The sequence below is a fragment of the Agrococcus sp. ProA11 genome (assembly GCF_039880525.1).
In the GTDB taxonomy this organism is placed as follows: domain Bacteria; phylum Actinomycetota; class Actinomycetes; order Actinomycetales; family Microbacteriaceae; genus Agrococcus; species Agrococcus chionoecetis.
In genome coordinates this window covers 1,780,232-1,804,094 of sequence record NZ_CP156989.1, presented here as the reverse complement: position 1 = coordinate 1,804,094, position 23,863 = coordinate 1,780,232, and the positions used below count along the sequence as shown (strand labels likewise).

Annotated in this window: 20 protein-coding genes; 15 read left to right on the top strand and 5 right to left on the bottom strand. The window is 71.3% G+C overall.

Translation table 11 applies throughout. The features are described from left to right. The first annotated feature begins 3 nt into the window (after positions 1 to 3). Positions 4 to 1,767, top strand: coding sequence for a proline--tRNA ligase (locus ABG090_RS08700; protein WP_347754089.1), 1,764 nt, complete (start codon positions 4 to 6; stop codon positions 1,765 to 1,767). Between the two features lie 63 nt (positions 1,768 to 1,830). On the opposite strand, the gene ABG090_RS08695 is transcribed toward ABG090_RS08700, so the two are convergent. After that, entirely contained in the window at positions 1,831 to 3,306 is a 1,476-nt protein-coding gene (locus ABG090_RS08695) for an alanine/glycine:cation symporter family protein (RefSeq protein ID WP_347754088.1), read from the bottom strand. A gap of 152 nt (positions 3,307 to 3,458) precedes the next feature. Between ABG090_RS08695 and nusA the strand changes: the two genes are divergently transcribed. The 3 genes from nusA (at position 3,459) to rbfA (ending at position 8,280) form a co-directional block, all read left to right on the top strand. After that, positions 3,459 to 4,448, top strand: a complete 990-nt coding sequence (nusA, locus tag ABG090_RS08690) for a transcription termination factor NusA (RefSeq protein ID WP_347754087.1) — start codon at positions 3,459 to 3,461, stop codon at positions 4,446 to 4,448. A 585-nt stretch (positions 4,449 to 5,033) separates the two neighbouring features. Beyond that, positions 5,034 to 7,778: a translation initiation factor IF-2 gene (infB, locus tag ABG090_RS08685; RefSeq protein WP_347754086.1), complete on the top strand. Its 2,745-nt coding sequence runs from the start codon at positions 5,034 to 5,036 to the stop codon at positions 7,776 to 7,778. A 67-nt stretch (positions 7,779 to 7,845) separates the two neighbouring features. Next, positions 7,846 to 8,280, top strand: coding sequence for a 30S ribosome-binding factor RbfA (rbfA, locus tag ABG090_RS08680; RefSeq protein ID WP_347754085.1), 435 nt, complete (start codon positions 7,846 to 7,848; stop codon positions 8,278 to 8,280). A 141-nt stretch (positions 8,281 to 8,421) separates the two neighbouring features. On the opposite strand, the gene ABG090_RS08675 is transcribed toward rbfA, so the two are convergent. Together ABG090_RS08675 and ABG090_RS08670 are read right to left on the bottom strand one after the other, a co-directional pair. Continuing rightward, entirely contained in the window at positions 8,422 to 9,834 is a 1,413-nt protein-coding gene (locus tag ABG090_RS08675; RefSeq protein ID WP_347754084.1) for an RNB domain-containing ribonuclease, read from the bottom strand. 163 nt (positions 9,835 to 9,997) lie between these two features. After that, a complete protein-coding gene (locus ABG090_RS08670) occupies positions 9,998 to 10,870 on the bottom strand; it encodes an A/G-specific adenine glycosylase (protein WP_347754083.1) in 873 nt (290 codons plus the stop codon). A 37-nt stretch (positions 10,871 to 10,907) separates the two neighbouring features. On the opposite strand from ABG090_RS08670, the gene ABG090_RS08665 reads away from it, so the two are divergent. Together ABG090_RS08665 and ABG090_RS08660 are read left to right on the top strand one after the other, a co-directional pair. Next, positions 10,908 to 12,215, top strand: coding sequence for a DUF418 domain-containing protein (locus ABG090_RS08665; RefSeq protein ID WP_347754082.1), 1,308 nt, complete (start codon positions 10,908 to 10,910; stop codon positions 12,213 to 12,215). Between the two features lie 47 nt (positions 12,216 to 12,262). After that, positions 12,263 to 12,964 (top strand): uridine kinase, encoded by a 702-nt coding sequence (locus tag ABG090_RS08660; protein WP_347754081.1) that lies wholly within the window; start codon positions 12,263 to 12,265, stop codon positions 12,962 to 12,964. Positions 12,965 to 13,118: 154 nt separating this feature from the next. On the opposite strand, the gene ABG090_RS08655 is transcribed toward ABG090_RS08660, so the two are convergent. Then, the gene (locus tag ABG090_RS08655) at positions 13,119 to 14,123 is read right to left on the bottom strand and encodes a 2-dehydropantoate 2-reductase (RefSeq protein ID WP_347754080.1); all 1,005 of its coding nucleotides are present in this window, start codon (positions 14,121 to 14,123) and stop codon (positions 13,119 to 13,121) included. Positions 14,124 to 14,156: 33 nt separating this feature from the next. Between ABG090_RS08655 and truB the strand changes: the two genes are divergently transcribed. The 8 genes from truB to ABG090_RS08615 all read left to right on the top strand — a co-directional run bounded on the left by truB (position 14,157) and on the right by ABG090_RS08615 (position 21,343). Continuing rightward, positions 14,157 to 15,050, top strand: a complete 894-nt coding sequence (truB, locus tag ABG090_RS08650; protein ID WP_347754079.1) for a tRNA pseudouridine(55) synthase TruB — start codon at positions 14,157 to 14,159, stop codon at positions 15,048 to 15,050. 9 nt (positions 15,051 to 15,059) lie between these two features. Then, on the top strand, positions 15,060 to 15,431 hold the full coding sequence (locus ABG090_RS08645) for a hypothetical protein (protein ID WP_347754078.1): 372 nt from the start codon (positions 15,060 to 15,062) through the stop codon (positions 15,429 to 15,431). 120 nt (positions 15,432 to 15,551) lie between these two features. Next, entirely contained in the window at positions 15,552 to 15,956 is a 405-nt protein-coding gene (locus ABG090_RS08640; protein ID WP_347754077.1) for a hypothetical protein, read from the top strand. Then, on the top strand, positions 15,953 to 16,906 hold the full coding sequence (locus ABG090_RS08635) for a bifunctional riboflavin kinase/FAD synthetase (protein ID WP_347754076.1): 954 nt from the start codon (positions 15,953 to 15,955) through the stop codon (positions 16,904 to 16,906). Before ABG090_RS08640 ends, ABG090_RS08635 begins: the two co-directional genes overlap by 4 nt. A gap of 118 nt (positions 16,907 to 17,024) precedes the next feature. After that, positions 17,025 to 18,035 carry a deoxyribose-phosphate aldolase gene (gene deoC / locus ABG090_RS08630; protein WP_347754075.1) on the top strand — a complete coding sequence of 337 codons (1,011 nt, stop codon included), beginning with the start codon at positions 17,025 to 17,027 and terminating at the stop codon, positions 18,033 to 18,035. Positions 18,036 to 18,042: 7 nt separating this feature from the next. After that, the gene (locus tag ABG090_RS08625; RefSeq protein WP_347754074.1) at positions 18,043 to 19,482 is read left to right on the top strand and encodes an aldehyde dehydrogenase family protein; all 1,440 of its coding nucleotides are present in this window, start codon (positions 18,043 to 18,045) and stop codon (positions 19,480 to 19,482) included. After that, positions 19,482 to 20,393 carry an aldehyde dehydrogenase family protein gene (locus ABG090_RS08620; protein ID WP_347754073.1) on the top strand — a complete coding sequence of 304 codons (912 nt, stop codon included), beginning with the start codon at positions 19,482 to 19,484 and terminating at the stop codon, positions 20,391 to 20,393. The genes ABG090_RS08625 and ABG090_RS08620 overlap by 1 nt, the downstream gene beginning before the upstream one ends. An 8-nt stretch (positions 20,394 to 20,401) precedes the next feature. Further along, positions 20,402 to 21,343 (top strand): cation diffusion facilitator family transporter, encoded by a 942-nt coding sequence (locus tag ABG090_RS08615; RefSeq protein ID WP_347754072.1) that lies wholly within the window; start codon positions 20,402 to 20,404, stop codon positions 21,341 to 21,343. A gap of 365 nt (positions 21,344 to 21,708) precedes the next feature. Here ABG090_RS08615 and ABG090_RS08610 read toward each other — a convergent pair whose 3' ends face one another. After that, a complete protein-coding gene (locus ABG090_RS08610; protein ID WP_347754071.1) occupies positions 21,709 to 23,022 on the bottom strand; it encodes a M20/M25/M40 family metallo-hydrolase in 1,314 nt (437 codons plus the stop codon). 24 nt (positions 23,023 to 23,046) lie between these two features. Here ABG090_RS08610 and ABG090_RS08605 point away from each other — a divergent pair, with 24 nt between their 5' ends. Further along, positions 23,047 to 23,847 (top strand): HemK/PrmC family methyltransferase, encoded by an 801-nt coding sequence (locus ABG090_RS08605; protein WP_347754070.1) that lies wholly within the window; start codon positions 23,047 to 23,049, stop codon positions 23,845 to 23,847. Positions 23,848 to 23,863: the final 16 nt, after the last annotated feature.

Genomic DNA, 23,863 nt, shown 5'->3' with positions numbered 1-23,863 from the left:
GTCGTGATCCGCCTCTCCCAGCTCTTCTTCACGACCCTGCGCGAGGACCCGGCCGAGGCCGAGGTTGCGAGCCACCGCCTGCTGCTGCGCGCCGGCTACATCCGCCGCTCCGGTGCCGGTCTCTACTCGTGGCTGCCGCTGGGCCTGCGCGTGCGCCGCAATATCGAGCGCATCGTGCGGGAGGAGATGGAGGCGGCGGGCGCCCAGGAGGTGCTGTTCCCCGGGCTGCTGCCGCGTGAGCCCTACGAGCGCACCGGCCGCTGGACCGAGTACGGCGACGGCATCTTCCGGCTGCAGGACCGCAAGGGTGCCGACCACCTGCTCGCGCCCACGCACGAGGAGGTCTTCACGCTGCTCGTGCAGGACCTGGTCTCGAGTTACAAGTCGCTACCGCTGACGATCTTCCAGATCCAGGACAAGTACCGGGATGAGGCGCGGCCGCGCGCCGGGCTGCTGCGCGCCCGGGAGTTCTCGATGAAGGACGCGTACTCGTTCGACATCTCCGACGAGGCGCTCGAGGCCAGCTATCAGCGCCAGCGGGACGCCTACGAGCGCATCTTCGACCGGCTCGGCCTCGAGTACGTCATCGTCGCCGCCGACGCGGGAGCGATGGGCGGCTCGAAGTCGGAGGAGTTCCTGCACCCGACGCCGGTCGGCGAGGACACGATCGTGCGCTCGGCCGGCGGCTACGCGGTCAACGTCGAGGCGTTCGAGACGGTCGCGCCCGCAGCGCTGCCCATCGAGGGGCAGCCAGCGGCGGTCGTGCGCGAGACGCCGGACACGCCGACGATCGATACGCTCGTCGCCGACGCCAACGCGCGCTTCCCGCGCGAGGACGGCCGCGACTGGACCGCCGCGGACACCCTCAAGAACGTCGTGCTGCGCCTCACGCACCTGGATGGCACGCGCGAGCTCGCCGTCGTCGGCATCCCGGGCGACCGCGAGATCGACGAGAAGCGCGTCGAGGTCGCCTTCCAGCCCGCTGCCGTCACGGCCGCGGACGAGGACGACTTCAAGGCCAACCCGGGGCTCGTCAAGGGCTACATCGGGCCCTGGACCGCATCCGGCGCCGTGCTGGGCGAGGAGTCGACCACCGGCATCCGCTACCTGCTCGACAAGCGCGTCGTCGACGGCACGAGCTGGATCACGGGCGCGAACGAGCCGGGCAGGCACGTGTTCGGCCTGATCGCGGGCCGCGACTTCACCGGCGACGGATGGGTCGAGGCCGCCGACGTGCGGGCCGGCGATCCCGCGCCCGACGGCTCGGGCCCGGTGACCCTGGAGCGCGGCATGGAGGTCGGCCACGTGTTCCAGCTGGGCCGCAAGTACGCAGAGGCGCTGGGCCTCAAGGTGCTGGACGAGAACGGCAAGCTCGTCACCGTCACGATGGGCTCGTACGGCATCGGCGTGACGCGCAACCTGGCCGCGATCGCCGAGGTCAGCCACGACGAGAAGGGCCTCGTCTGGCCCCGCGAGGTCGCCCCGTTCGACGTGCACGTCGTCGCGACCGGTCGCGATGCCGCCATCTTCGAGGTCGCCGAGACGGTCGTCGCCGACCTCGAGCGCCGCGGACTCGAGGTGCTCTTCGACGACCGCCCCAAGGTGTCGCCGGGGGTGAAGTTCGGCGACGCCGAGCTCATCGGCGTGCCGCAGATCGTCGTCGTCGGCCGTGATGCCGTGGAGGGCAGCGTCGAGGTGTGGGATCGCGCGACCGGGGAGCGGTCCACCGTCGAGATCGCGCAGCTCGAGAGCGCGCTCGGCCGCTGACGCCGTCACGAACGCCGCAGGGCGCTGCTCCGTGTGGAGGCAGCGCCCTGCGGCGTCTCGCGGTCAGCGGGTCTGCGACGTCGCCTGCGGGTCGACCGCCTCCCACTGGCCGGTGACCGACTCGACGCTCTCCCACACCTCGATGCCCTGCACCTCCGGCAGCATGTCGCGGGTGAAGACCGGATCCTTGCCGGCCCTGCGCTGCTCGTCGAAGTTCTTCAGCAGCTTGAACGCGACACCCGAGAGCAGCCCGATCGCGATCAGGTTCACGACCGCCATGAAGCCCATGAGCGTGTCTGCGGTGTCCCACACCACGCCGGTCGCCACGACCGAGCCGCCCAGCACCGCCAGCACCGCGAGCATTCGATAGGCCAGCAGCGCGAGCGGGTGCTCGGTGATGAACTCGATGTTCGACTCGCCGTAGTAGTAGTTGCCGATGATCGACGAGAACGCCAGCAGGAACACGATGACCGACAGCAGGATGCCGGCCCAGGGACCCAGCTGCGCCGTGACGGCATCGAACGTCAGGCCGATCCCGCCTTCCGCGCCGGTGAGGTCGGGCGTCGAGACCAGGATGATGAACGCGGTGATCGAGCAGACCAGGAAGGTGTCGAAGTAGACGCCGAGCGTCTGCACGAGCCCTTGCTTCGCCGGGTGGGTGACGGCGGCGGATGCCCCGGCATTCGGCGCCGATCCGAGGCCGGCCTCGTTCGAGAACATGCCGCGCTTGACGCCCTGCATGATGATGACCCCGAGCGCGCCGCCCGCGACCTGCTGGAACCCGAAGGCACCGGCGTAGATCTCGCCGATCACGCGGGGCACCTCGGTGATGTTCATCGCGACGATGATGATGCCGAGTGCCAGGTAGAGCAGCGCCATGGTCGGCACGAGCGCCTCGGTGACCTTGGCGATGCGGCGCACGCCACCGAAGACGATGAGCGACGTGAGCGCGGCGACGACGATGCCGATCACCCACGCCAGCCATGCGACCTCGGTGCCGACCGTCGACGAGACGGTCGCGACGATCGTGTTCGCCTGCAGCGACGAGAACGCGAACGGGAAGCAGAGGATGAGCAGCACGGCGAAGAGGATGCCCATCCAGCGCTGCCCGAGGCCGCGCTGCATGTAGTACGCGGGCCCGCCGCGGAACCCGTCGGAGTCGCGGTGCTTGTAGAGCTGCGCGAGGGTGGACTCGATGAACGCCGAGGCGCCGCCGATGAACGCCATCGTCCACATCCAGAACACCGCGCCCGGGCCGCCGAAGGCGATCGCGGTCGCGACGCCGGCGATGTTGCCGACGCCCACGCGGCTGGCGGCCGAGATCGTGAACGCCTGGAACGACGAGACCGACTGCGCGCTGCCGTCGCGAGCCTTCGGGGTCTTGTCCCGGAGCACGCGGAACATCGCGGGCACCAGGCGCAGCTGCACGACGCCCGAGCGGACCGTGAAGTAGATGCCGAGCACCGCGAGGATCGGCAGCACGACCCACGTCCACCAGAAGTCTCCGGCGCTGAGGATCAGATCGTTGAGGACGTCCATGAGGCAACACGCTAGACCTCCACGGCGGCAGGAGGTGCATCGGCTCGGAGCGGCGCGCTGATCCGCTCGCCGAGACGATGGCGGCCGAGGCGGTAGACTGACCGGTCGGCATTCGTTGCCGCACGAATCGCAGGAACAAGAGGAGCCCACAAGTGAAGATCGAACTGAGCGTGCTGAAGACCGTCGAGCGCGAGCGGGAGATCTCCCAGGATGACCTCATCCGCATCATCGAGCAGGCCATCCTGCAGGCGCACCTGCGGTCGGGCGAGAAGGTCGACCCCGCCGCCCCGCAGCCGCGCGTCGAGGTGGATCGCAAGACCGGCGAGGTCACGCTGTACGAGCCCGAGCTCGACGAGGACGGCAACCGCATCGGCGAGTCCGTCGCGACCACCGACGACTTCAGCCGCATCGCCGCGACGGCAGCGAAGCAGGTCATCTTCCAGGCGCTGCGCGACAAGAGCGACGAGAGCGTGCTGGGCGTCTACAAGGATCGCGAGGGCGACATCATCGCCGGCGTCGTGCAGCAGGGCACCAACCCGCGCATGGTGCAGGTCAAGCTCGGCGACGACATGGAGGCGCTGCTGCCGCCCGAGGAGCAGGTGCCGGGCGAGGAGTACAAGCACGGCAAGCGCATGCGCGTCTTCATCACGAAGGTGGAGCGCGGCCAGCGCGGACCGCAGGTCACCGTCAGCCGCACGCACCCGTCGCTCGTCCGCAGGCTCTTCGCGCTCGAGGTGCCCGAGATCGCGGCCGGCACGGTCGAGATCGTCGCGATCGCCCGCGAAGCCGGCCACCGCTCGAAGATCGCCGTACGGGCGACCGAGCCGGGCATCAACGCCAAGGGCGCGTGCATCGGTGAGATGGGCTCACGCGTGCGGGCCGTGCAGGCAGAGCTCGGCGAGGAGAAGGTCGACATCGTCGACTTCTCCGAGGACCTGCCGGCCTTCGTGGCGAGCGCCCTGAGCCCGGCACGGGTGTCGGATGCGTTCCTGCTCGACGAGAAGACAAGGGCGGTGCGCGCGCTCGTGCCCGACTTCCAGCTCTCGCTCGCGATCGGTCGCGAAGGTCAGAACGCGCGGCTGGCGGCAAAGCTGACGGGCGCGAAGATCGACATCCAACCCGACTCCGTAATGGAGGATTGAGCGCGCAGCGCGCAATGCGGCGAAGCCGCGTTGCCCGCGGAGCGCTCAAGGTCGAGGAGCGCGCGAAGCGCGCGTCACGAGACCTCGCCGCAGCAGCCGACCGCCCCGGAAGCGCTGAGCTTCAGCGCGATACCGACGCTCGAGACGGGCGTCGGGGCTGGCGTCGCAGCGGAGCCGCGAAAGCGGCTCCGCTCTCAGCTCCAGCGCCCGGGCGTGTCGTCCTGTAGAGTGGTCAGCATCCGTACGTGTCTTGGCTGTCGCGCGCGCACCGAACCCGCACTTCTGGTGCGGATCGCTGCGCAGGGCGGTGAGGCGGTCGTCGACCATGATCGACGGCTTCCTGGCAGAGGCGCGTGGGTGCATCCGACGCAGCGATGCGTGGAACGGGCGCTCCGCGCTGTTCCACGAGCACTGCGGCATCAGCGCCTGGATACGACGTCCATCGCACGATGGGCACAGGACGGGCTCGACCCGAGCCCCGACCGAAGGAACGAAACACACATGGACAACTGATGAGCAGCTCGAAATGAGACCCGTCAGCAATTGACGTCCGCCCTGTTCTGGGTGGACCAGGACAGGAGAAATGTGGCAAACCCACGCGTTCACGAGATCGCCGCCGAAGTAGGCGTCGAGAGCAAGGTCGCTCTGGCCAAGCTCAAGGAGATGGGCGAGTTCGTCAAGGGACCCGCCTCGGCAGTCGCGCCCCCGGTGGCTCGCAAGCTCAAGGCCGCCCTCGAGGCTGAAGGCCTCGGCGGCGCAGCAGCGGAGACCGCACCGGCAGCGAAGGCGCCCGCGAAGCCGGCCGCCAAGTCGCCTGCCGCACGCAAGCCCGCAGCGGCCCCCAAGACCGAGGGTGCGCCGGCGACGCCGGCAGCGCCCGCCCCCACGCCCGCTGCCGCACCGAAGGCAGCGCCGGCTCCGCAGGCAGCGCCCGAGGCGGCCCAGGCCCCCGCGGCCGAGCAGCCCGCGCAGCCTGCCGCGCCCGCACAGGCCGAGACGCCGGCACAGGCCGAGACGCCGAAGCCGGACGGCGACGCGCCGACGCCCAACGCGATCCCGCGACCGATGGCGCGCCCCGGCGCACCCCGGCCCGGCAACAACCCGTTCGCCTCCAGCCAGGGCATGGGTCGACCGCGCGGCGGCAACAACCCCTTCACGAGCAAGCAGGGCGGCAGCCCGCGTCCGGCGGCCCCGCGTCCCGGCGCACCGCGGCCCGGCGCTCCCCGTCCCGGCGCTCCGCGTCCGGGCGCCCCGCGCGGCGGTGGCGCTGGGCGCCCCGGCGCCGGTGGCGGTCCTGGCGGCTTCCAGCGTCCCGGGCAGGGCGCGCCCAGCCGTGGCGCTCCCGGTCGTGGCGGTCCCGCATTCGCGGGCCGTGGCGGCGGTCGTGGTCGCGGCGGCACTGCCGGCGCGTTCGGCAAGGGCGGCGCCAAGGGCAAGTCGCGCAAGTCGAAGCGCACGAAGCGGCTCGAGTTCGAGATGCGCGAGGCGCCGTCGATCGGTGGCGTCAAGGTCCGTCGTGGCGACGGCACGACCGTCGTCCGCATGCGCCGCGGTGCCTCGATCGCCGACTTCGCCGAGAAGATCGACGCGATGCCCGGTGACCTCGTCACCGTGCTGTTCCACCTCGGTGAGATGGCGACGGCGACGGAGTCCCTCGACGAGGGCACCTTCGAGCTGCTCGGTGCGGAGCTCGGCTACCGCATCCAGATCGTCAGCCCCGAGGACGAGGACAAGGAGCTCCTCGAGGGCTTCGACATCGACCTCGCGCAGGAGCTCGAGGACGAGTCGGACGAAGAGCTCGAGTACCGCTCGCCCGTCGTCACCGTCATGGGTCACGTCGACCACGGCAAGACGCGCCTGCTCGACGCGATCCGCGGCGCGAACGTCATCGACGGCGAAGCCGGCGGCATCACCCAGCACATCGGCGCCTACCAGGTCTGGCAGGAGCACGAGGGCGAGGACCGCGCGATCACCTTCATCGACACCCCGGGTCACGAGGCGTTCACCGCCATGCGTGCACGTGGTGCGCAGGTGACCGACATCGCGATCCTCGTGGTCGCCGCCGACGACGGCATCATGCCGCAGACGGTGGAGGCGCTGAACCACGCGCAGGCCGCGGGCGTGCCGATCGTGGTCGCGGTGAACAAGGTCGACAAGCCCGACGCCAACCCGGCGAAGGTGCGTCAGCAGCTCACCGAGTACGGCCTCATCACCGAGGAGTACGGCGGCGACACCATGTTCGTCGACGTCTCGGCGCTGGCGAACACCGGTATCGAGGATCTGCTGGAGGCCGTGCTGCTCACGGCCGACGCCGGCCTCGACCTGCGCGCGAACCCGAACAAGGAAGCGCGCGGCGTCGCCATCGAGGCGAAGCTCGACAAGGGCCGCGGCTCCGTGGCCACCGTGCTCATCCAGTCCGGAACGCTGCGCGTCGGCGACGCCATCGTGGCGGGTACGGCCTACGGCCGCGTCCGTGCGATGGTCGACGACCGCGGTGACCTGGTGCAGGAGGCCGGTCCCTCGATGCCCGTGCAGGTGCAGGGCCTCTCGAGCGTGCCGCGAGCCGGTGACACCTTCATCTCCACCGAGGAGGACCGCACCGCCCGCCAGATCGCCGAGAAGCGTGAGGCCGTCGAGCGCAACGCCCAGCTGGCGAAGGCACGCAAGCGCCTGTCGCTCGAGGATTGGAAGACCGCGCTTGAGCAGGGCAAGGTCGAGACACTCAACCTCATCATCAAGGGTGACGTCTCCGGTGCCGTCGAGGCGCTGGAGGAGTCGCTGCTGAAGATCGAGATCGACGACAGTGTCGACCTGCGGATCATCCACCGCGGTGTCGGTGCGGTCACCGAATCCGACGTGAACCTGGCGACGGTCGACGACGCCGTGATCATCGGCTTCAACGTGCGCCCCGACCCGAAGGCCCGCGAGCGCGCGGCGCGCGAGGGTGTCGACGTGCGGTTCTACAACGTGATCTACGGTGCGATCGACGACATCGAGAACTCGCTGAAGGGCATGCTCAAGCCTGAGTACGAAGAGGTCCAGTCCGGTGTGGCCGAGATCCGCGAGGTGTTCCGCTCCTCGAAGTTCGGCAACATCGCTGGTTCCATCGTCCGCTCCGGCACGATCACCCGCAACGCGAAGGCCCGCATCATCCGCGACGGCATCGTGCTCGCCGATGGCCTGGCCATCGAGTCGCTGCGCCGCTTCAAGGACGACGTCACCGAGGTGCGGACCGACTACGAGTGCGGCATCGGCCTCGGCAAGTTCAACGATCTGCAGATCGGCGACGAGATCGAGACCATCGAGATGGTGGAGAAGCCGCGAGTCTGATCGCGCGGTGAGTATGGGGCGGCTTCGGTCGCCCCATACTCGTCTCTGAGGAACAAGGAGAAACGACATGGCAGAGAACCCCAGGGCCAGGAAGATCGCTGACCGCATCCGCGAGATCACCGTCAACGCGCTCGAGCGCGAGGTCAAGGACCCGCGGCTCGGATTCGTGACGATCACGGATGTGCGGGTCACGGGTGACCTGCAGCACGCGTCGATCTTCTACACGGTGCTCGGCACCGATGAGGAGCGTGAGGAGACGACGAGGGCGCTCACGAGCGCCAAGGGCGTCGTGCGACGCGAGATCGGCAAGGGGCTATCGCTGCGACTGACCCCCTCGATCGAGTTCTTCCTCGACGCGCTGCCCGAGAACGCGGCGTCGATCGAGCACCTGCTCGACGAGGCGCGCGTGCGCGACAAGGCGGCGCAGGAGTCGGCGGCGGCGGCGAAGTACGCCGGCGAGGCCGACCCGTACCGGAAGCCGCGCGAGCTCGACGAGGACTGAACGCCAGATTTGTCACGAACGGTCCTCTCCAGCACTCGGAGACGACCGTTCGTGACATTTCTGTGTGGAGATCCCGGCGCGAGGCCCCGCTGATCGAGGAGCGTGCGGCCCACGGCCGCCCGCGTCACGAGATCGAGCCCGCTACACCTCGGTGAAGCGCAGCCGGCGCGCGCCCAGGTCGGCCTCCGTCAACCGCACCCGGATGCGCTCGCCCGGCTCCGCATCCGTGTCGCACGCCGCCTCGGTGGGCGGGTCGATCAGCTGGATGGTCGCGCCGCTCTTGCGGGCGTCGACGACCACCGCATCGAATTCGTCGCCGATGCGTGGCTGCAGCACCGCGATCTCGACGGCGTCGATCGACTCCCGCTCCAGCGTGCTCGCCAGCTGACCGGAGCTCTGCATGATCTCCTCGAGCCCCTCCAGGCCGTCGGCCGCCCACTGCGGGATCTCGCGCCCGTTCGCGATCGCCTCGCAGTGCACGAGCACGTAGCGGTCGACCAGTCGGCGCAGGGGAGCGGTGGTGTGCGCGTAGGGCGCGCCGATGGCGGCCTGCTCGAACTCCGACGCATCCGACCCGTCGTGCAGCACGTCGTAGCCCGCGCCCCGGAACAGCCGTCGCGCTGTCTGCAGGATCGCGAGCGTCGTGGGCTTCGACCGGTCGAGCCTGCGCAGGAAGGCGCCGTAGTGCTCGCCCTCCGCCCACTCCTCGCCGATCGCCCGCACCTCCTTGCGGAAGCGCTTGACGTCGCCGGCGGGCGGCTGCGGCATGGTGCGCAGGATGCCGCGCTTCGCGCGCAGCATCAGGTTCGCCGCCTCCATGCCGGTCATGAGCGAGACCTGGGCGTTCCAGCGCTCCACAGGCAGCAGCTCGCGCCGTTCGATCAGGTACGCGTCGCCGTCGCGGACGACCTGCTCCTCCGGCATGTCGAGGCTCGCGCCATCGCGCGCCTCTTCGAGCGCGATCCGCAGCTCACCGACGTCGCGCAGCAGCCCGAGCATCGCGTCGCCGTCGTCGATCCGTCGCTGCGCCGACTCGTAGGTCAGCTGCTCGCGCGATCGCACCCGCGCGCTCTCGAGCGTGGTTCCGGTGACGTCGCCGGCCGCATCCAGGCGCATGGTCCAGACGTAGGCGCCGCGCTCTTGCCCCTCGAGCAGGCTGGCGGCGCCTTCGCTGACGACCGGCGGATGCAGCGGCACGCGACCATCAGGCGTATACATCGTCTGGCCGCGGCGGCGCGCCTCGACGTCGATCGGTCCGCCGGGGGAGATGAAGGCGGGCACGTCGGCGATCGCGTAACGGACGATGTAGCCGTCGCCGTCGCGCTCGAGATAGAGCGCCTGGTCGAGGTCGGTCGAGCCCTCCGGGTCGATGGTGACGAATGCGACATGGGTGCGGTCGGCGTCGGGCAGCTGCGGATCGGCGGCGAACGCCTCGGCCTCGGCGACCGCGTCCGCGGGGAACTCGGCGGTGAGGCCCAGCTCGTCCCGGATCGCGGCGAGCGCCGCGTCGAGCTCGTCGGTGGTCTCGGCCAGTCTCTGGTGGCGTGCGGGCATGGCCCCAACCTAATCGTCGCCGCCTGGGCGGCCGCGTCGCGAAGCATCGTCGGTCGAGGAGCGTGCGGCCCAGCCGCGCGCGTCACGAGACCCCGCCATTCGGTCTCGTGACGGCCGCGGGCTGCGCCCGCGGCCTCCTCGACCGACGAAAGCACGAGACCCGTCAGTCGGGCAGGCGGACGGCGCCCGACTCCCGCACGATCAGACCGTCGTCTGCGAGGGATCCGACCGCCCGTGCCAGCTGCTCCGCATCCGGCCACAGCTGCGCGACCTCCGCGTCCGTCAGCGGCACGTCGATGCCGCGCAGCGCCCGCAGCACCGTGCCGCGCGCCTGTCGATCGCTGCCCGCGAAGGTCGACTGCTTCGGCGCACGCTTGCCCTCGTATGGCGGATATCCGGCGCGACGCCACGCGCACGCCTCCGCGATCGGGCACGCCCCGCAGAGGGGCGCCCTCGCGACGCAGACGAGCGCCCCGAGCTCCATGAGCGCGATCGAGATGACGGATGCGTCGTTCGGCTCCGCAGGCAGGAGCGCCTCGACGTCCGCCAGATCCCGCCTCTTCGCGGGCCCCGCCTCGCCCTGCCCGTGCACAGCCCTGGCCACCACCCGTCGCACGTTCGTGTCGACCACCGGGTGCCGATCGCCGAAGTGGAAGACCGCGACGGCGCGTGCCGTGTAGTCGCCGATCCCCGGCAGCGCCAGCAGCGCATCCACCTCCCGCGGCACCTCGCCCCCGTGGCGCTCGACGATCGCTCGCGCCGTGTCCTGCAGCCGCAGCGCCCTCCGGGGGTAGCCGAGCGTGCCCCACTGGCGCAGCACCTCGTGCGTGGGCGCGTCGGCGAGATCCGCGGGCGTCGGCCACCGATCGAGCCAGCGGTCGATCTCGACCGCGACGCGCGAGGCCTGCGTCTGCTGCAGCATGATCTCGCTCACCACGGTGCCCCAGGCATCGAACTCCGGGCGTCGCCACGGAAGGTCGCGGGCATGCTCCCGATACCAGGCGGCAAGCGCCTGCAGGGTTCCGTCGCCGAGCATCTAGTCAGCGTAGATGCGCGGTCGATAGCGTCGAGCCGTGACCGAGCCTCCCGACCGCGGCCCGACCGGGTCAGTGCCGCAATCCGCGCCGCACTCCGCGCCGCAGCTCGACCCGATCGTCGACCACGCTGCCGCCGCGACCGCCGCGCACGGACGCAGCCTCGCGCCCGACCTGGCTCGCGGCATCATGCTGCTGCTCATCGCGCTCGCCAACGTGCCGTGGTGGCTCGCGGTCGCCGAGCGCGGCGTCACGAACGCGCATGGACGGGGCTTCACGGGCGGCGACTACGTCTACCAACTGGTCTCCCTGGTCGCGATCGATGGCCGCATCTATCCGCTCTTCTCCTTCCTGTTCGGCTACGGGATCTGGCAGATGTACAGCCGCCAGGCAGCCGCGGGAGCGCCATGGCGCGAGGTTCGGCGCGTGCTGCAGATCCGTCACGGCTGGATGGTCGCGTTCGGCGCCGTGCACGCGCTGCTGCTCTGGTTCGGCGACATCGTCGGCGCCTACGGCCTCGTGGGCCTGCTCGTCACCTGGCTGCTGCTGCGCCGCAGCGACCGTGCCCTGCGGGTGGTGGCGTGGGTGTTCGCGGGACTCCTGGGCGCCTCCGCGCTCTTCTCGATCGTCAGCGGCGCAGTGCTGAGCACCGGCATCGCGGGCGACCCGAGCGCCATGGCCGCGCCAGCCATCGAGTACCCAACCGGGCAGAGCAACTACCTGCTGTTCATGCTGCAGAGCTTCGGCCTCTGGGCGCTGGCGACGCCGCTCCAGGCGATCACGCTGACGGTGCCGCTGTCGGTGGTGCTGGGCGTCCTGGCCGCGCGCCGCGGCTTGCTCGACCGCCCGCGCGAGCATGGGGCGCTGCTCGTCCGCATCGCCGTCGGCGGCATCGCGATCGGCTGGCTCGGCGGGGCGCTGGCGGCGATGCAGTTCGCCGGGCTGGTCTTCGACCCGGCGATCTCCTGGGCCACGATGGGCGCATCGAGTCTCGCGGGCGTGGCAGGCGGCATCGGCTACGCCGCGCTCATTGCGCTGGTCGCGGGGCGGCTCGGTGACCGGCACGGCATTGTCACGCGCGCCGTCACCGCCGTCGGCAAGCGCTCGCTGACGAGCTACCTGCTGCAGTCGGTGCTGTTCGCCCCGTTGCTCGCCGCCTGGGGCTTCGGCCTCGGCGCCACGCTGACGCCGCTGGGCGCGGCCGGTCTCGCGGTCGGCGTCTGGTTCATCACGGCCGTCGTGGCGCTCATCCTCGACCTGCGCGGCAAGCGCGGCCCTGCGGAGGCGCTGCTGCGGCACCTCGCCTACGGTCGTCGCCCCGTCGCGGCGCCGACGCCTGTCTCCTGAGGGCGAACCGGCTGCGATGCGGCGCGACCTCCGCCTAGGCTGGCGGCATGGTCGACAGCGCACTCCTCATGCGGGCCGCATCGTGGACGCCCGAGCAGAAGGACCTCTACACGCGGCTCACCGAGCTCATGCTGCGCCGAAACCCGCGCGGACGGCGCCTGATCGCGGTCGAGGGCCGCGACGGCGCGGGCAAGACGCACTTCGCGGATGCGCTGCAGGTGGCCTTCGCGCGCGCTGGGGTCGAGGCGTTCCGCGCCTCGGTCGACGACTTCCACCGTGCCGAAGCCTTCCGCTACCGCCAGGGGCGGCACTCGCCGAAGGGCTACTACGAGGATGCCTTCGACATCGAGCTGCTCGACCGCGTGCTGCTGCAGCCGTTCCGCATGGGCGGCTCCACCGGCTTCCAGACCGCCGCCTTCGACCTGCATCGCGATGCTCCGGTCGAGATGGAGTGGGAGACGGCGGGACCGGATGCGGTGCTGATCGTCGACGGCGTGTTCCTGCAGCGCCCCGCGCTGGCCGGCAAGTGGCACGCGGTCGTTTATCTCGACACGGAGGACCGCGTGCGCGGTGAGCGCCTGCGGGCGCGCGACGGCGTGCATCCGGATGTCCACCATCCGTCCCACGCGCGCTACCGCGAGGCGCATGACCTCTACGAGCAGGCGAGCGAGCCGCGCCGCAAGGCGGCCTTCATCGTCGACAACACCGATTGGCGGAAGCCCTTCCAGTCCTTCGCCGACTCGTGTTGAGTCCGCAGGCCGCAGTGCCGCGAAGCGGCGTTGCGGCCGGAGGGCTCAAGGTCGAGGAGCGCGCGCCATTGGCGCGCGCGTCACGAGACCCAGCATCCTCGTAGGTCGAGGAGCGTGCGGCCTTAGGCCGCCCGCGTCACGAGACCGGACCCGATCACGCCAGCTGCCGCACCGCACTCGGCAGCATGAACTCGCCCCTGCGCTCCACCTCATGCACCAGCTCGACGAGCGCCGCATTCACGGGCGCCTCCAGGCCGAGCCGGGCCGCCTCGGCGACGACGGCACCGTTGATCGCATCCACCTCGGTCAGCTGCCCGCGCCGGATCGACTGCTGCGTCGAGCCCATGTTCGGCACATCGCCCAGGCGTTCCCGGATGCGCAGCGGCACCTGCTGCGCGATGCGCCGCGGCGCGAAGGCGACCACCCGCACGAGCAGGGGAGTGAGCCCCTGCAGCGGCTGGAACCGCACGTCGGCCGCGAGCCCGGTGCGCGCGGTCTCGCGCATCGAGGCGAGCATCACGCGCCGCAGCCCCGGGTCGCGGATGACGTCCTGCACCGAGTGCCCGACGATGGCGGGGATCGCGTTGACCATGTTGATGAGCAGCTTCGTCCACTGCGCCCCCTCGATGGAGGGGGTCTCGCTGGTCGGCAGCGCCTCAGCCAGCAGCGCGGCGAAGCGCCTGCCCTCCGTGCCCCCGACGATCGTGTCGCCATCGGCGGTCACGGTGACGACGCCGGGCTCCAGCGAGTTCGCGGCCATCAGCGAGATGCCGCCCGCGACACGCTCGTGACCCAGCAGCCGAGCGGCGGCGCGCTCGCCGCCGAGCCCGTTCTGCACCACCAGCAGCGGCACATCCTCGAGCGCAGCCCGGTTCGCCTCGAGCGCCTCGACCGCTCCGGTGGCCTTGACCGCCAGGATCGCGAGATCCGGGGCCTCGGTCAGCGCCTCGAGCGCCCTCACCTGGGCCGTATGCGCGCCGAACGCGCCCTTGAGCTGCAGCCCGTGCTCGCGGATCGCCGCCAGGTTCTCGCCCCGCGCGGTGACGGTCACCTCGTGACCGACAGCGTCCAGGCGCGCAGCGATCGTGCCGCCGATCGCGCCGGCACCGATCACCGCGATGCGCTGCCGTGCGGGGGTCTGCTCGCTCGTCGCCGCCATATCGGCCAGGCTAGCCGCCGGTAGGCTCGCAGGGTGTCAGCCGCCCCCACCAGCCCCGACGGCATCCTGCTCGTCGACAAGCCGCGAGGCATCACGAGCCACACCGCGGTGAGCCGCGCGCGCCGCGCCCTCGGCACCCGCAAGGTCGGTCACGCCGGCACCCTCGACCCGATGGCGACGGGCCTGCTGATCCTCGGCATCGGGCCTTCGACGCGCCTCCTCACCCACATGGTCGGCCTCGACAAGACCTACACGGCGACCATTGCGCTCGGGGCGGCGACGACCACGGATGACGCCGAGGGCGAGGAGACGACGACGGCGGATGCGTCGCACGTCTCGGGCGATGACCTCTCGGCCCCGATGGCGGCGCTCACGGGCGACATCGAGCAGGTGCCCTCGTCGGTCAGCGCGATCAAGGTCGACGGCGAGCGCGCCTACAACCGCGTGCGGGCGGGGGAGCAGGTCGAGCTCAAGGCGCGCGCAGTGACGGTCTCGCGCTTCGAGCTGCTCGAATTCCGCCCCGGGTCGCGTGCGGAGGTCGACGTGATCGTCGACTGCTCGAGCGGCACCTACATCCGTGCGCTCGCCCGTGACCTGGGCGAGGCGCTCGGCGTCGGCGGGCATCTGACGGCACTGCGCCGCACCCATGTCGGCCCGTTCGAGGTCGACGGTGCGCCGATCGCCGACGCGCTGCCGGAGGAGGGCGCGGCCGAGCTGCTGGTGCCGCCGGCGGTCGCGGCCGCGCGCATCCTGCCCGTCGCGCAGCTCGACGACGAGCGGGCGGCGAACCTCGCGCACGGCCGCAAGACGCCGTCGCTGGAGGGCGAAGCCGGCATCGTCGCCGCGGTGCACGGCGATCGGCTCATCGGCATCGCCCGCGTCTCGGGCAACCGTCTCCTGCCCGTGACCAACTTCCCGACCGACTGAGGTGCACGGATGATCAGCTGGCTCATGCTCGCGCAGGCGATCGGCCTGGGCGTGATCGGCGCGGGCGTCGCGGTCGTCGGCTTCGCACGCAAGCCCTTCAACGACTGGATCCTCGCCGCCGCGGCGATCACCTTCCTCACGCTCATCGTGCAGGCCGTCGCATCGTTCATCGCCCCGATCGCGGGCGGCGGCCCGACGGGTGATCTGCTCGAGTACTGGGTCTACCTGATCTCGGCACTGCTGATCCCGCCGGCCGCCGTGATGTGGGCGCTCATCGACAAGCGGGGCGAGTGGCAGACGCTCGTGGTGGGCATCGCGATCCTCGCCTGCGCGGTGATGGTCTATCGGATGCACCAGATCTGGTTCGTGCAGATCGCCTGACGGCAGTGTCCGCCTCCGTAGGTTGAGGAGGCTGCGCGCCGCAGGCGCGCGGACGTCACGAAACCGGAGCGGCGGGCGCCAGGGCGCTCGAAACGCCCGGGAGCGAATAGAATCGACCGAGTGAGCGAGCGTAGGCATGCAGGTATCGGGCGGGTCCTCATCGCGGTGTACGCGGTGCTGGCGCTCGCGGCGACCGGTCGGTCATTCGTGCAGATCCTCCAGCGCTTCGACGAGGCACCGCTCGCATACGCGCTGAGCGCCGTCGCCGCGGTCGTCTACATCGTCGCGACCGTCGCGCTCGCGATGCAGGGCAGCGAGACCGCCCGCACGGTGGCCCTGGCAGCCGTCTGCTTCGAGCTCATCGGCGTGCTCGTGGTCGGCACCCTCTCGCTCGTGACACCTGCGCTCTTCGGCCACGACTCCGTCTGGAGCTACTTCGGCTCCGGCTACCTCTTCATCCCCGCGCTGCTGCCGTTCCTCGGCCTCTGGTGGCTGCGGGTCAGCCGGGAGCGGGTGCCGGCGTGAGCGCATCCGCCCCCGACCCCATGGCGTGGCTCCACGAGCTGGAGGCGGCGCCGAGCGCCGTCACGATCGGCAAGTTCGACGGCGTGCACATCGGCCACCAGCGCATCCTCGAACAGCTGCGTGCGCTCGCCGAGCCGGAGGGATTGGCGACCACCGTCGTCACCTTCGACCGCAACCCCCTCGAGGTCGTGAGCCCCGACATCGCACCCGTGCCGCTCGTCTCGCTCGCGCACAAGATCGCGCTGCTCGAGGCCGCTGGCGCTGACCGGGTCGTGGTCATTCCGTTCACGAAGGCGGCCGCGGCACAACCGGCAGAGGAGTTCGTCGAGCGCGTGCTCCTCGACGGCCTGGGGGCGCGGGTGCTGCTCGTCGGCGACGACTTCCGATTCGGCTTCAAGGGTGCTGGCACGCCCGCGCTGCTCCGCGAGCTCGCCGAGCCGCGCGGCGTGCGCGTCGAGTCGATCGACGACATCTGCTTCACCGACGGCCGCCGCGTCTCGTCGACCTGGATCCGCGAAGCACTCGACCTCGGTCGGATCACCGAGGCGAACGAGATGCTCGGCCGCCGCCACCTGCTGCGGGGCACGGTCGTGCGCGGCTTCCAGCGAGGCCGAGCGCTCGGATTCCCGACCGCGAACCTGGGTGTGCCCGTCGAGGGATTCATCCCCGCCGACGGCGTGTATGCCGCCATCGCGCGCGTCGACGCGGGCACCTTCGCCGCAGCGGTCTCCATCGGCCACAACCCCACCTTCGAGGGCGTGCAGGCGAAGACGGTCGAGGCCTACCTGCTCGACGTCGACCTCGACCTCTACGACCGGCCGATCGAACTCGAGCTCGTGGACTTCGTGCGCCCCATGCACCGCTTCGACGGACTCGAGCAGCTCATCGAGCAGATGCATCGCGACGTCGAGCAGACGCGCGAGTCGACCGCTCCGCTCGTGCACGACTGACCCTCGCTCGCAGCCTCCGTCCCGCGGCGATCGTCGGCCCTGGGTAGACTGCCCTGCACAGCAAGCCGCGAACCACCTGGCGGGAATCCGCACCGCAGCTTCAGCATGAAGGATCAGCGTGACCACACCCAGTCAAGCGCTCGCCCCCGCGCAGCGCGCAATCCAGCTGCTCGGCGGCGACCTCTCAGAGGTCGCGCTCCGCAGGCACCTCGAGGGCCTCGCGCCGGTCGACGCCGTCGGTCTCGAATCGCGCGCCGCGAAGTTCGGCACGCGCTCCATCAAGACCACGTCGAAGGCATCGGCGCTCGACCTCATCATCCGCATGATCGACCTGACGACGCTGCAGGGCTCCGACACCCGCGGCAAGGTGCGCTCGCTGGTCGCGAAGGCGCTCGTGCCCGACGCCTCCGACCTCACCACCCCGCGCCCGGCCGCCGTGTGCGTGTATGGCGACATGGTCGGCAACGCCGTCGAGGCGCTCGGATCGGCCTGGAGCGCAGGCAAGGACACCGGCATCAACGTCGCCGCCGTCGCCACGGCGTTCCCGTCCGGCCGCGCGAGCCTCGCCGTGAAGCTCATGGACACGCGCGACGCGGTCGCCGACGGTGCCGATGAGATCGACATGGTCATCGATCGCGGCGCGTTCCTCGAAGGCAACTACGGCAAGGTCTTCGACGAGATCGTGCAGACCAAGGAAGCGTGCCGGCGCGACGACGGCACCTACGCGCACCTGAAGGTCATCCTCGAGACCGGCGAGCTCGTCACCTACGACAACGTGCGCCGCGCATCGTGGCTCTCGATCCTCGCTGGCGGCGACTTCATCAAGACCTCCACAGGCAAGGTGCAGCCCGCTGCCACGCTGCCGGTGACGACGCTCATGCTGCAGGTCGTGCGCGACTGGGAGCGGCTCACCGGCGAGCGCATCGGCGTCAAGCCCGCCGGCGGCATCTCGACCTCGAAGGACGCGATCAAGTACCTCGTCGCGGTCGCCGAGACCTGCGGCGAGGCATGGCTCGACCCGGATCTGTTCCGCTTCGGCGCCTCCAGCCTGCTGAACGACGTGCTGCTGCAGCGACAGAAGCTCACCACCGGCCGCTACTCCGGCCCCGACTACGTCACGATCGACTGAGGCCTCCATGACATTCCTCGAATACGCACCGGCCCCCGAGTCGACCTCCATCCTCAACCTCCGCGACGAGTACAGCCTCTTCATCGGCGGCGAGTGGACGCGCGGCGGCGGCACGAGCTTCGCCTCGATCGCACCGTCCACCGAGCAGCGCATCGCCACCTTCGCCTCCGCCGACGAGGGCGACGTGGATGCGGCGGTCAAGGCGGCGCGCAAGGCATTCCGTGAGACGTGGGGCCCGATGTCGGGCCGCGACCGCGGCAAGTACCTCTTCCGCATCGCTCGCATCCTGCAGGAGCGGGCGCGCGAGCTCGCGGTGGCGGAGTCGCTCGACAACGGCAAGCCGATCCGTGAGACGCGCGACGCCGACGTGCCGCTCGTCGCGCAGTGGTTCTTCCACTGCGCCGGCTGGGCCGACAAGCTCGACTGGGTGGGCCTCGGCGCAGCCCCGCAGCCGCACGGCGTCGCCGCACAGGTCATCCCGTGGAACTTCCCGCTGCTGATGCTGGCGTGGAAGGTCGCCCCGGCGCTCGCCGCGGGCAACACCGTGGTGCTGAAGCCCGCCGAGACCACCCCGCTCACCGCCATGCTCTTCGCCGAGATCTGCGAGCAGGCTGGCCTGCCCGCCGGCGTCGTGAACCTCGTCACGGGCGCGGGCGAGACGGGCGCGGCGCTCGTGCGTCACCCCGACGTCGACAAGGTGGCCTTCACCGGCTCCACCGCCGTGGGCCGAGAGATCGCCAAGGCGCTCGCCGGCACGAACAAGAAGCTCACGCTCGAGCTGGGCGGCAAGGGCGCCAACATCGTCTTCGACGACGCCCCGCTCGACCAGGCCATCGAGGGCATCGTCGACGGCATCTTCTTCAACCAGGGTCAGGTGTGCTGCGCGGGCAGCCGACTGCTGGTGCAGGAGAGCATGCACGACACGGTCATGGAGCGGCTGAAGGAGCGCATGTCGACGCTGCGCGTCGGCGACCCGCTCGACAAGAACACCGACGTCGGCGCGATCAACTCGAGCGAGCAGCTCGAGCGCATCACCCGGCTGGTGGAGACGGGCGTCGCCGAGGGCGGTGACGCCTGGAGCCCCGCGTGCGAGCTGCCCAAGGAGGGCTACTGGTTCGCGCCCACCGTGGTGACCGGCGTCGAGGCATCCTCCACCATCGCTCGCGAGGAGATCTTCGGACCCGTCCTGTCGGTGCTCACCTTCCGCACCCCTGACGAGGCGATCGCGAAGGCGAACAACTCGCCCTACGGCCTCTCGGCCGGCGTCTGGACCGACAAGGGATCCAGGGCACTGGCCGTCGCCGACAAGCTGCGCGCCGGCGTCGTCTGGACCAACACGTTCAACAAGTTCGACCCCACGAGCCCGTTCGGCGGCTACAAGGAGTCGGGCTACGGCCGCGAGGGCGGCCGCCAGGGCATGCAGGCATACCTGAAGGCAGGCAAGTGATGGCGACCACGAAGACCGCGACGACGACCGCCGCGAAGGCACCGGCGAAGTCCGCCAGCGCCCGGCTCGACGTGCCGAAGACCTACAAGCTGTTCATCGGCGGCGCCTTCCCGCGCTCAGAGTCCGGGCGCGTCACCGAGGTCACGGATGCCCGTGGCCGCTTCGTCGCGAACGTCGCGAAGGCATCCAGGAAGGATGCCCGCGAGGCCGTGCGCGCCGCCCGCAAGGCGCAGCCGGGCTGGGCGGGCGCGACCGCGTACAACCGCGGCCAGGTGCTCTACCGTGTCGCCGAAGTTCTCGAGGGCCGCAAGGCGCAGTTCATCGACGAGCTCCAGAAGTCCGAGGGCCTGACCGCCGCGCGGGCCGCGAAGCAGGTCGAGGACACCATCGACCTCTGGGTGTGGCACGCGGGCTGGACCGACAAGATCGCGCAGATCGGCGGCAACGCCAACCCGGTCGCCGGCCCCTACTTCAACCTCTCGGTGCCCGAGCCCACGGGCGTCGTCGCGGCCGTCGCGCCGCAGAGCCAGGGCCTGCTCGGCCTCACCTCGGTGATCGCGCCGGCGCTCGTCGCGGGCAACGCGATCGTCGTCGTGCCCAGCGCCTCATCGCCGCTCGTGGCGATCTCGCTCGGCGAGGTGCTCGCGACCAGCGACCTGCCAGGGGGCGTCGTCAACGTGCTCACGGGTGACCCCGCAGAGCTCGCGCCGTGGCTCGCGGGTCATGCCGACGTGAACGCGCTCGACCTCACGGGTGCTGGCGAGCTGGACTGGGTCGAGCTCGAGCAGATCGCGGCCGACACGCTCAAGCGCCTGCTGCGGCCCGAGCCGGGCATTGCGCCCGAGACGCCGCAGCGCATCCTCGCCCTCACCGAGACCAAGACCGTCTGGCACACGAAGTCGCGCCTGTAGGACTCGCGGTGTCGGGTGGTCACGCGCACGGCGCTGCAGGGCACGGTGCTGGAGGGCACGGTGCTGGCGCGTCGACCACCCGCATCGCTGTCGCGTTCGGGATCACCGCCGCGCTGCTGATCGCGCAGGTGGTGGGGTCGATCCTCACCGGGTCGCTCGCGCTGCTGGTCGACACCGTGCACATGCTGACGGATGTCGCCGGCCTCGGCGTCGCGCTCACGGCGCAGTGGCTGCTGCGCAGGCCGCCCACGGGCAGGCGCACCTGGGGCCTCGTGCGGGTTGAGGTGCTGGCGGCTGCCGCGCAGGCGGCCGCGCTGCTCGTGGTCGCGCTGCTCGTCGTCGTGGAGGGCGTGCGGCGGCTGGGCGAGCCCACCGACGTGCCGGGGCCGTTGCTGCTCGTGTTCGGCATCGTGGGGCTGGTCGGCAACCTCGTCTCGCTCGCGGTGCTCGCCGGCGGCAGGGGAACGAGCCTCAATCTGCGCGCCGCGTTCCTCGAGGTGCTGAACGACGCGATCGGCTCGGTCGCGGTGATCGCCGCCGCGGTGGCGATCTGGCTCTGGGGCTTCCAGCAGGCCGACCTGATCGCGAGCGCGCTCGTCGCCGCGCTCATCGTGCCGCGGTCGATCGTGCTGCTGCGCGACACCGGCCGCATCCTGCTGGAGGCGGCCCCGGAGGAGCTGGACCTTGACGACGTGCGCGCGCACCTGATGGAGATCGAGCACGTCGTCGAGGTGCACGACTTGCATGCTTCCACGCTCGGCACCGGGCTGCACCAGCTGACCGCGCATGTGGTGATCGAGGAGTCGTGCTTCACCGACGGGCACGCGCCGCGCGTGCTCGACCTGCTGCAGGAGTGCGCTGCCGAGCACTTCCCGCTCGCGCTCGAGCACGCCACCTTCCAGCTCGAGCCGCCAGGCCACGCCGAGCACGAGCCGCACCTCCACGCCTGACCCTTGCGCCTCGCCCGCACTCGTGGGTCGAGGAGCGGGCGGCCGGAGGTCGCTCGCGTCACGAGACCGAGCGGCCACCGGTCTCGTGACGCGTCGCGCTGCGCGCGCTGCTCCTCGACCTGCGGGAGGTTGTGCGCGGTCTCGACCTGCGGGAGGCGGTGCGGTGCCACCGCGCGACGGACGCGGCCCTCGTAGGTCGAGGAGCGGGCGGCCGGAGGTCGCTCGCGTCACGAGACCGAGCGGTCACCGGTCTCGTGACGCGTCGCGCTGCGCGCGCGCCGCTCCTCGACCTGCGGGAGGTTGCGCGCGCCGCTCCGCGTCCTGCGGGAGGTTGTGCGCGCCGCTCCTCGACCTCCGCGGTGTCCTCAGCAGCTCGTCTCGATGAGGTCCGCGTACCAGCGGCAGCCGGCGAGCCACGTGTCGATGCGGATGCGCTCGTCGCGCGCATGCAGCGTCAGCCGCTCCTCGGCCGTCATCTCGAACGGCGTGAAGCGATAGACGCGATCCGTGATCCGGTGCGCGTGCCGGCCATCCGTTCCCCCGAGCATCACGTACGGCACCGTCAGCACGTCGGGCCGGAGGCGCGCGATCGCAGCCTCGATCGCATCCCAGCCGGGCCCCTCCGCCGGGCTCTCGGCGCTCGGCTCGTGCCCGTGCAGCACCTCGAGGTCGACGGCGTCGTCGGCGATCGCGCGGCGGATGTGCTCCACCGTCTCCTCGACGCTCGAGCCGAGCGCGATGCGGGCGTTCACGACCGCCGTCGCCTCCTCCGCGAGCGCGTTCGCGGCCGCAGCGCCCGAGAGCTGCGTCACCACCGCAGTGGTCGCGAGCATCGCGCGCGTCTCGTCCTGCCGCGCCAGGATCCGCTCGACGAGCGGACGCGCGCGCCGCACCCTGCGCAGCACGGCGCCCTGGGCGCCGGACGCCTCGGCGCCGAGCAGCTCGAGCATGCGGAGCGCCGGCTCCGGCAGCGACCGCGGCCAGGTGGAGAAGTCGAGCCGCCGGATGGCCCGCGCCAGCCGCGAGGTCGCCGGCAGCCGCGGCGGCGTCGATGCGTGACCGCCCACCTGCGCCACGCGCAGCCGCACATTCGCGAAGCCCTTCTCGGCGACCCCCACTACGGCGACATCGCGCGTGACACCCGCGATCGGCGGCTCGATGATGGCGCCGCCCTCGTCGAGCGCCCACGCGGGGCGCACGCCGCGCCGGTCGAGCTCGGCGATGGCGGTCTGGGCGCCCGTGCCCATCGTCTCCTCGTCGTGGCCGAACAGCAGCCACACGTCGCGCTCCGGCGTGAAGCCGGCCTCCAGCAGCGACTCCACGGCCACGCAGATCCCCACGAGCGAGCCCTTGTCGTCGAGCGTGCCGCGGCCCCAGACGTGCGTCTCATCGCGATGCCCGGAGTAGGGCGGATGCGTCCACCCTGCGCCCGCCTCGTCCGCGTCGGGGGCGGGCACGACGTCCTGATGCGCCATCAGCAGCGTCGACGGCCCAGCTGCGTCGCGGCCCGACCACCGCGCCAGCAGCGTGTCGCCGAGCTCCTCCACCTCCAGCGCGGCGAACAGGCGGGGGAAGCGCTCGCGCAGCGCCGCACGGAACGCAGACAGCTGGTCCGGCTGCTCGGTGGGCACGCGCACCAGCGCGATCAGGTGGTCGAGGCTCGTCTCGGCGATCTGCACCCGCGCAGGCTATCGTCGCCGGTGATGGAGATGCGGGATGGCGAGGCGCTGGTGGCCGCGCTGCGCGGCTCTGGCAGCGTCTTCGCCGAGCAGGAGCTCGCCGAGCTGCAGCGAGCGGCGGACGAGAGCGATGTGCTCGAGGCGATCGAGATGTTCGTCGAGCGACGCACGCTGGGCGAGCCCATCGAGCACATCGTCGGCAGCGCGCGCTTCGCCGAGCTGCGCATCATCGTGCACCCGTGGGTGTTCGTGCCCCGCCGCCGCACCGAGCTCGTCGCGACAATCGTCGCCGACCGCCTGGGGGAGCTCGCGGGCGCGAACGGCACGCCCCGCCTGCTCGACTTCGGCTGCGGCAGCGGGGCGATCGCCGCGCTCGCCACCCACCGCGTCCCCGGCATCGAGGTCGTCGCGGTCGACGCCGAGCCGAACGCCGTCGCCTGCGCGCGCGTCAACCTGCCCGCGGCGCTCGTGGTGCACGCGTCAGGGCCCGACGCGCTCGACGACCACCGTGCATCCGAGCCCTTCGACGTCGTCGCCGCGAACCTGCCGTACGTCCCGACCGCCGAGCTCGCGCTCATGCCGCACGAGGCGCGCACCTTCGAGCCGCAGCTGGCGCTCGACGGCGGCCGCGACGGCCTCGACCCGCTCCGAGCGCACGCACCCGCGATCGTCCAGCGGCTGCGCGTCGGCGGCATCGCCGTCACGGAGGTCGCGCCGCACCAGGTCGCGGCCGCGTCGGCGATCCTGACCGGCGTGGGATTCGCGAGCGTCGCAGCGCGCACCGACGAACGGATCGGAGCGACGGCCCTCGTGGCGACGCGATGACCGCGGTCGGGCGTTA

Bases quoted from the DNA above. Each gene is read 5' to 3' on its own strand.
- ABG090_RS08660 (WP_347754081.1), top strand. From the start codon at position 12,263: ATGGTCGACAGCGCACTCCTCATGCGGGCCGCATCGTGGACGCCCGAG.
- ABG090_RS08695 (WP_347754088.1), bottom strand. From the start codon at position 3,306: ATGGACGTCCTCAACGATCTGATCCTCAGCGCCGGAGACTTCTGGTGG.
- ABG090_RS08675 (WP_347754084.1), bottom strand. From the start codon at position 9,834: ATGCCCGCACGCCACCAGAGACTGGCCGAGACCACCGACGAGCTCGAC.
- ABG090_RS08645 (WP_347754078.1), top strand. From the start codon at position 15,060: ATGATCAGCTGGCTCATGCTCGCGCAGGCGATCGGCCTGGGCGTGATC.
- rbfA (WP_347754085.1), top strand. From the start codon at position 7,846: ATGGCAGAGAACCCCAGGGCCAGGAAGATCGCTGACCGCATCCGCGAG.
- ABG090_RS08625 (WP_347754074.1), top strand. From the start codon at position 18,043: ATGACATTCCTCGAATACGCACCGGCCCCCGAGTCGACCTCCATCCTC.
- ABG090_RS08655 (WP_347754080.1), bottom strand. From the start codon at position 14,123: ATGGCGGCGACGAGCGAGCAGACCCCCGCACGGCAGCGCATCGCGGTG.
- ABG090_RS08620 (WP_347754073.1), top strand. From the start codon at position 19,482: ATGGCGACCACGAAGACCGCGACGACGACCGCCGCGAAGGCACCGGCG.
- ABG090_RS08670 (WP_347754083.1), bottom strand. From the start codon at position 10,870: ATGCTCGGCGACGGAACCCTGCAGGCGCTTGCCGCCTGGTATCGGGAG.
- ABG090_RS08605 (WP_347754070.1), top strand. From the start codon at position 23,047: ATGGAGATGCGGGATGGCGAGGCGCTGGTGGCCGCGCTGCGCGGCTCT.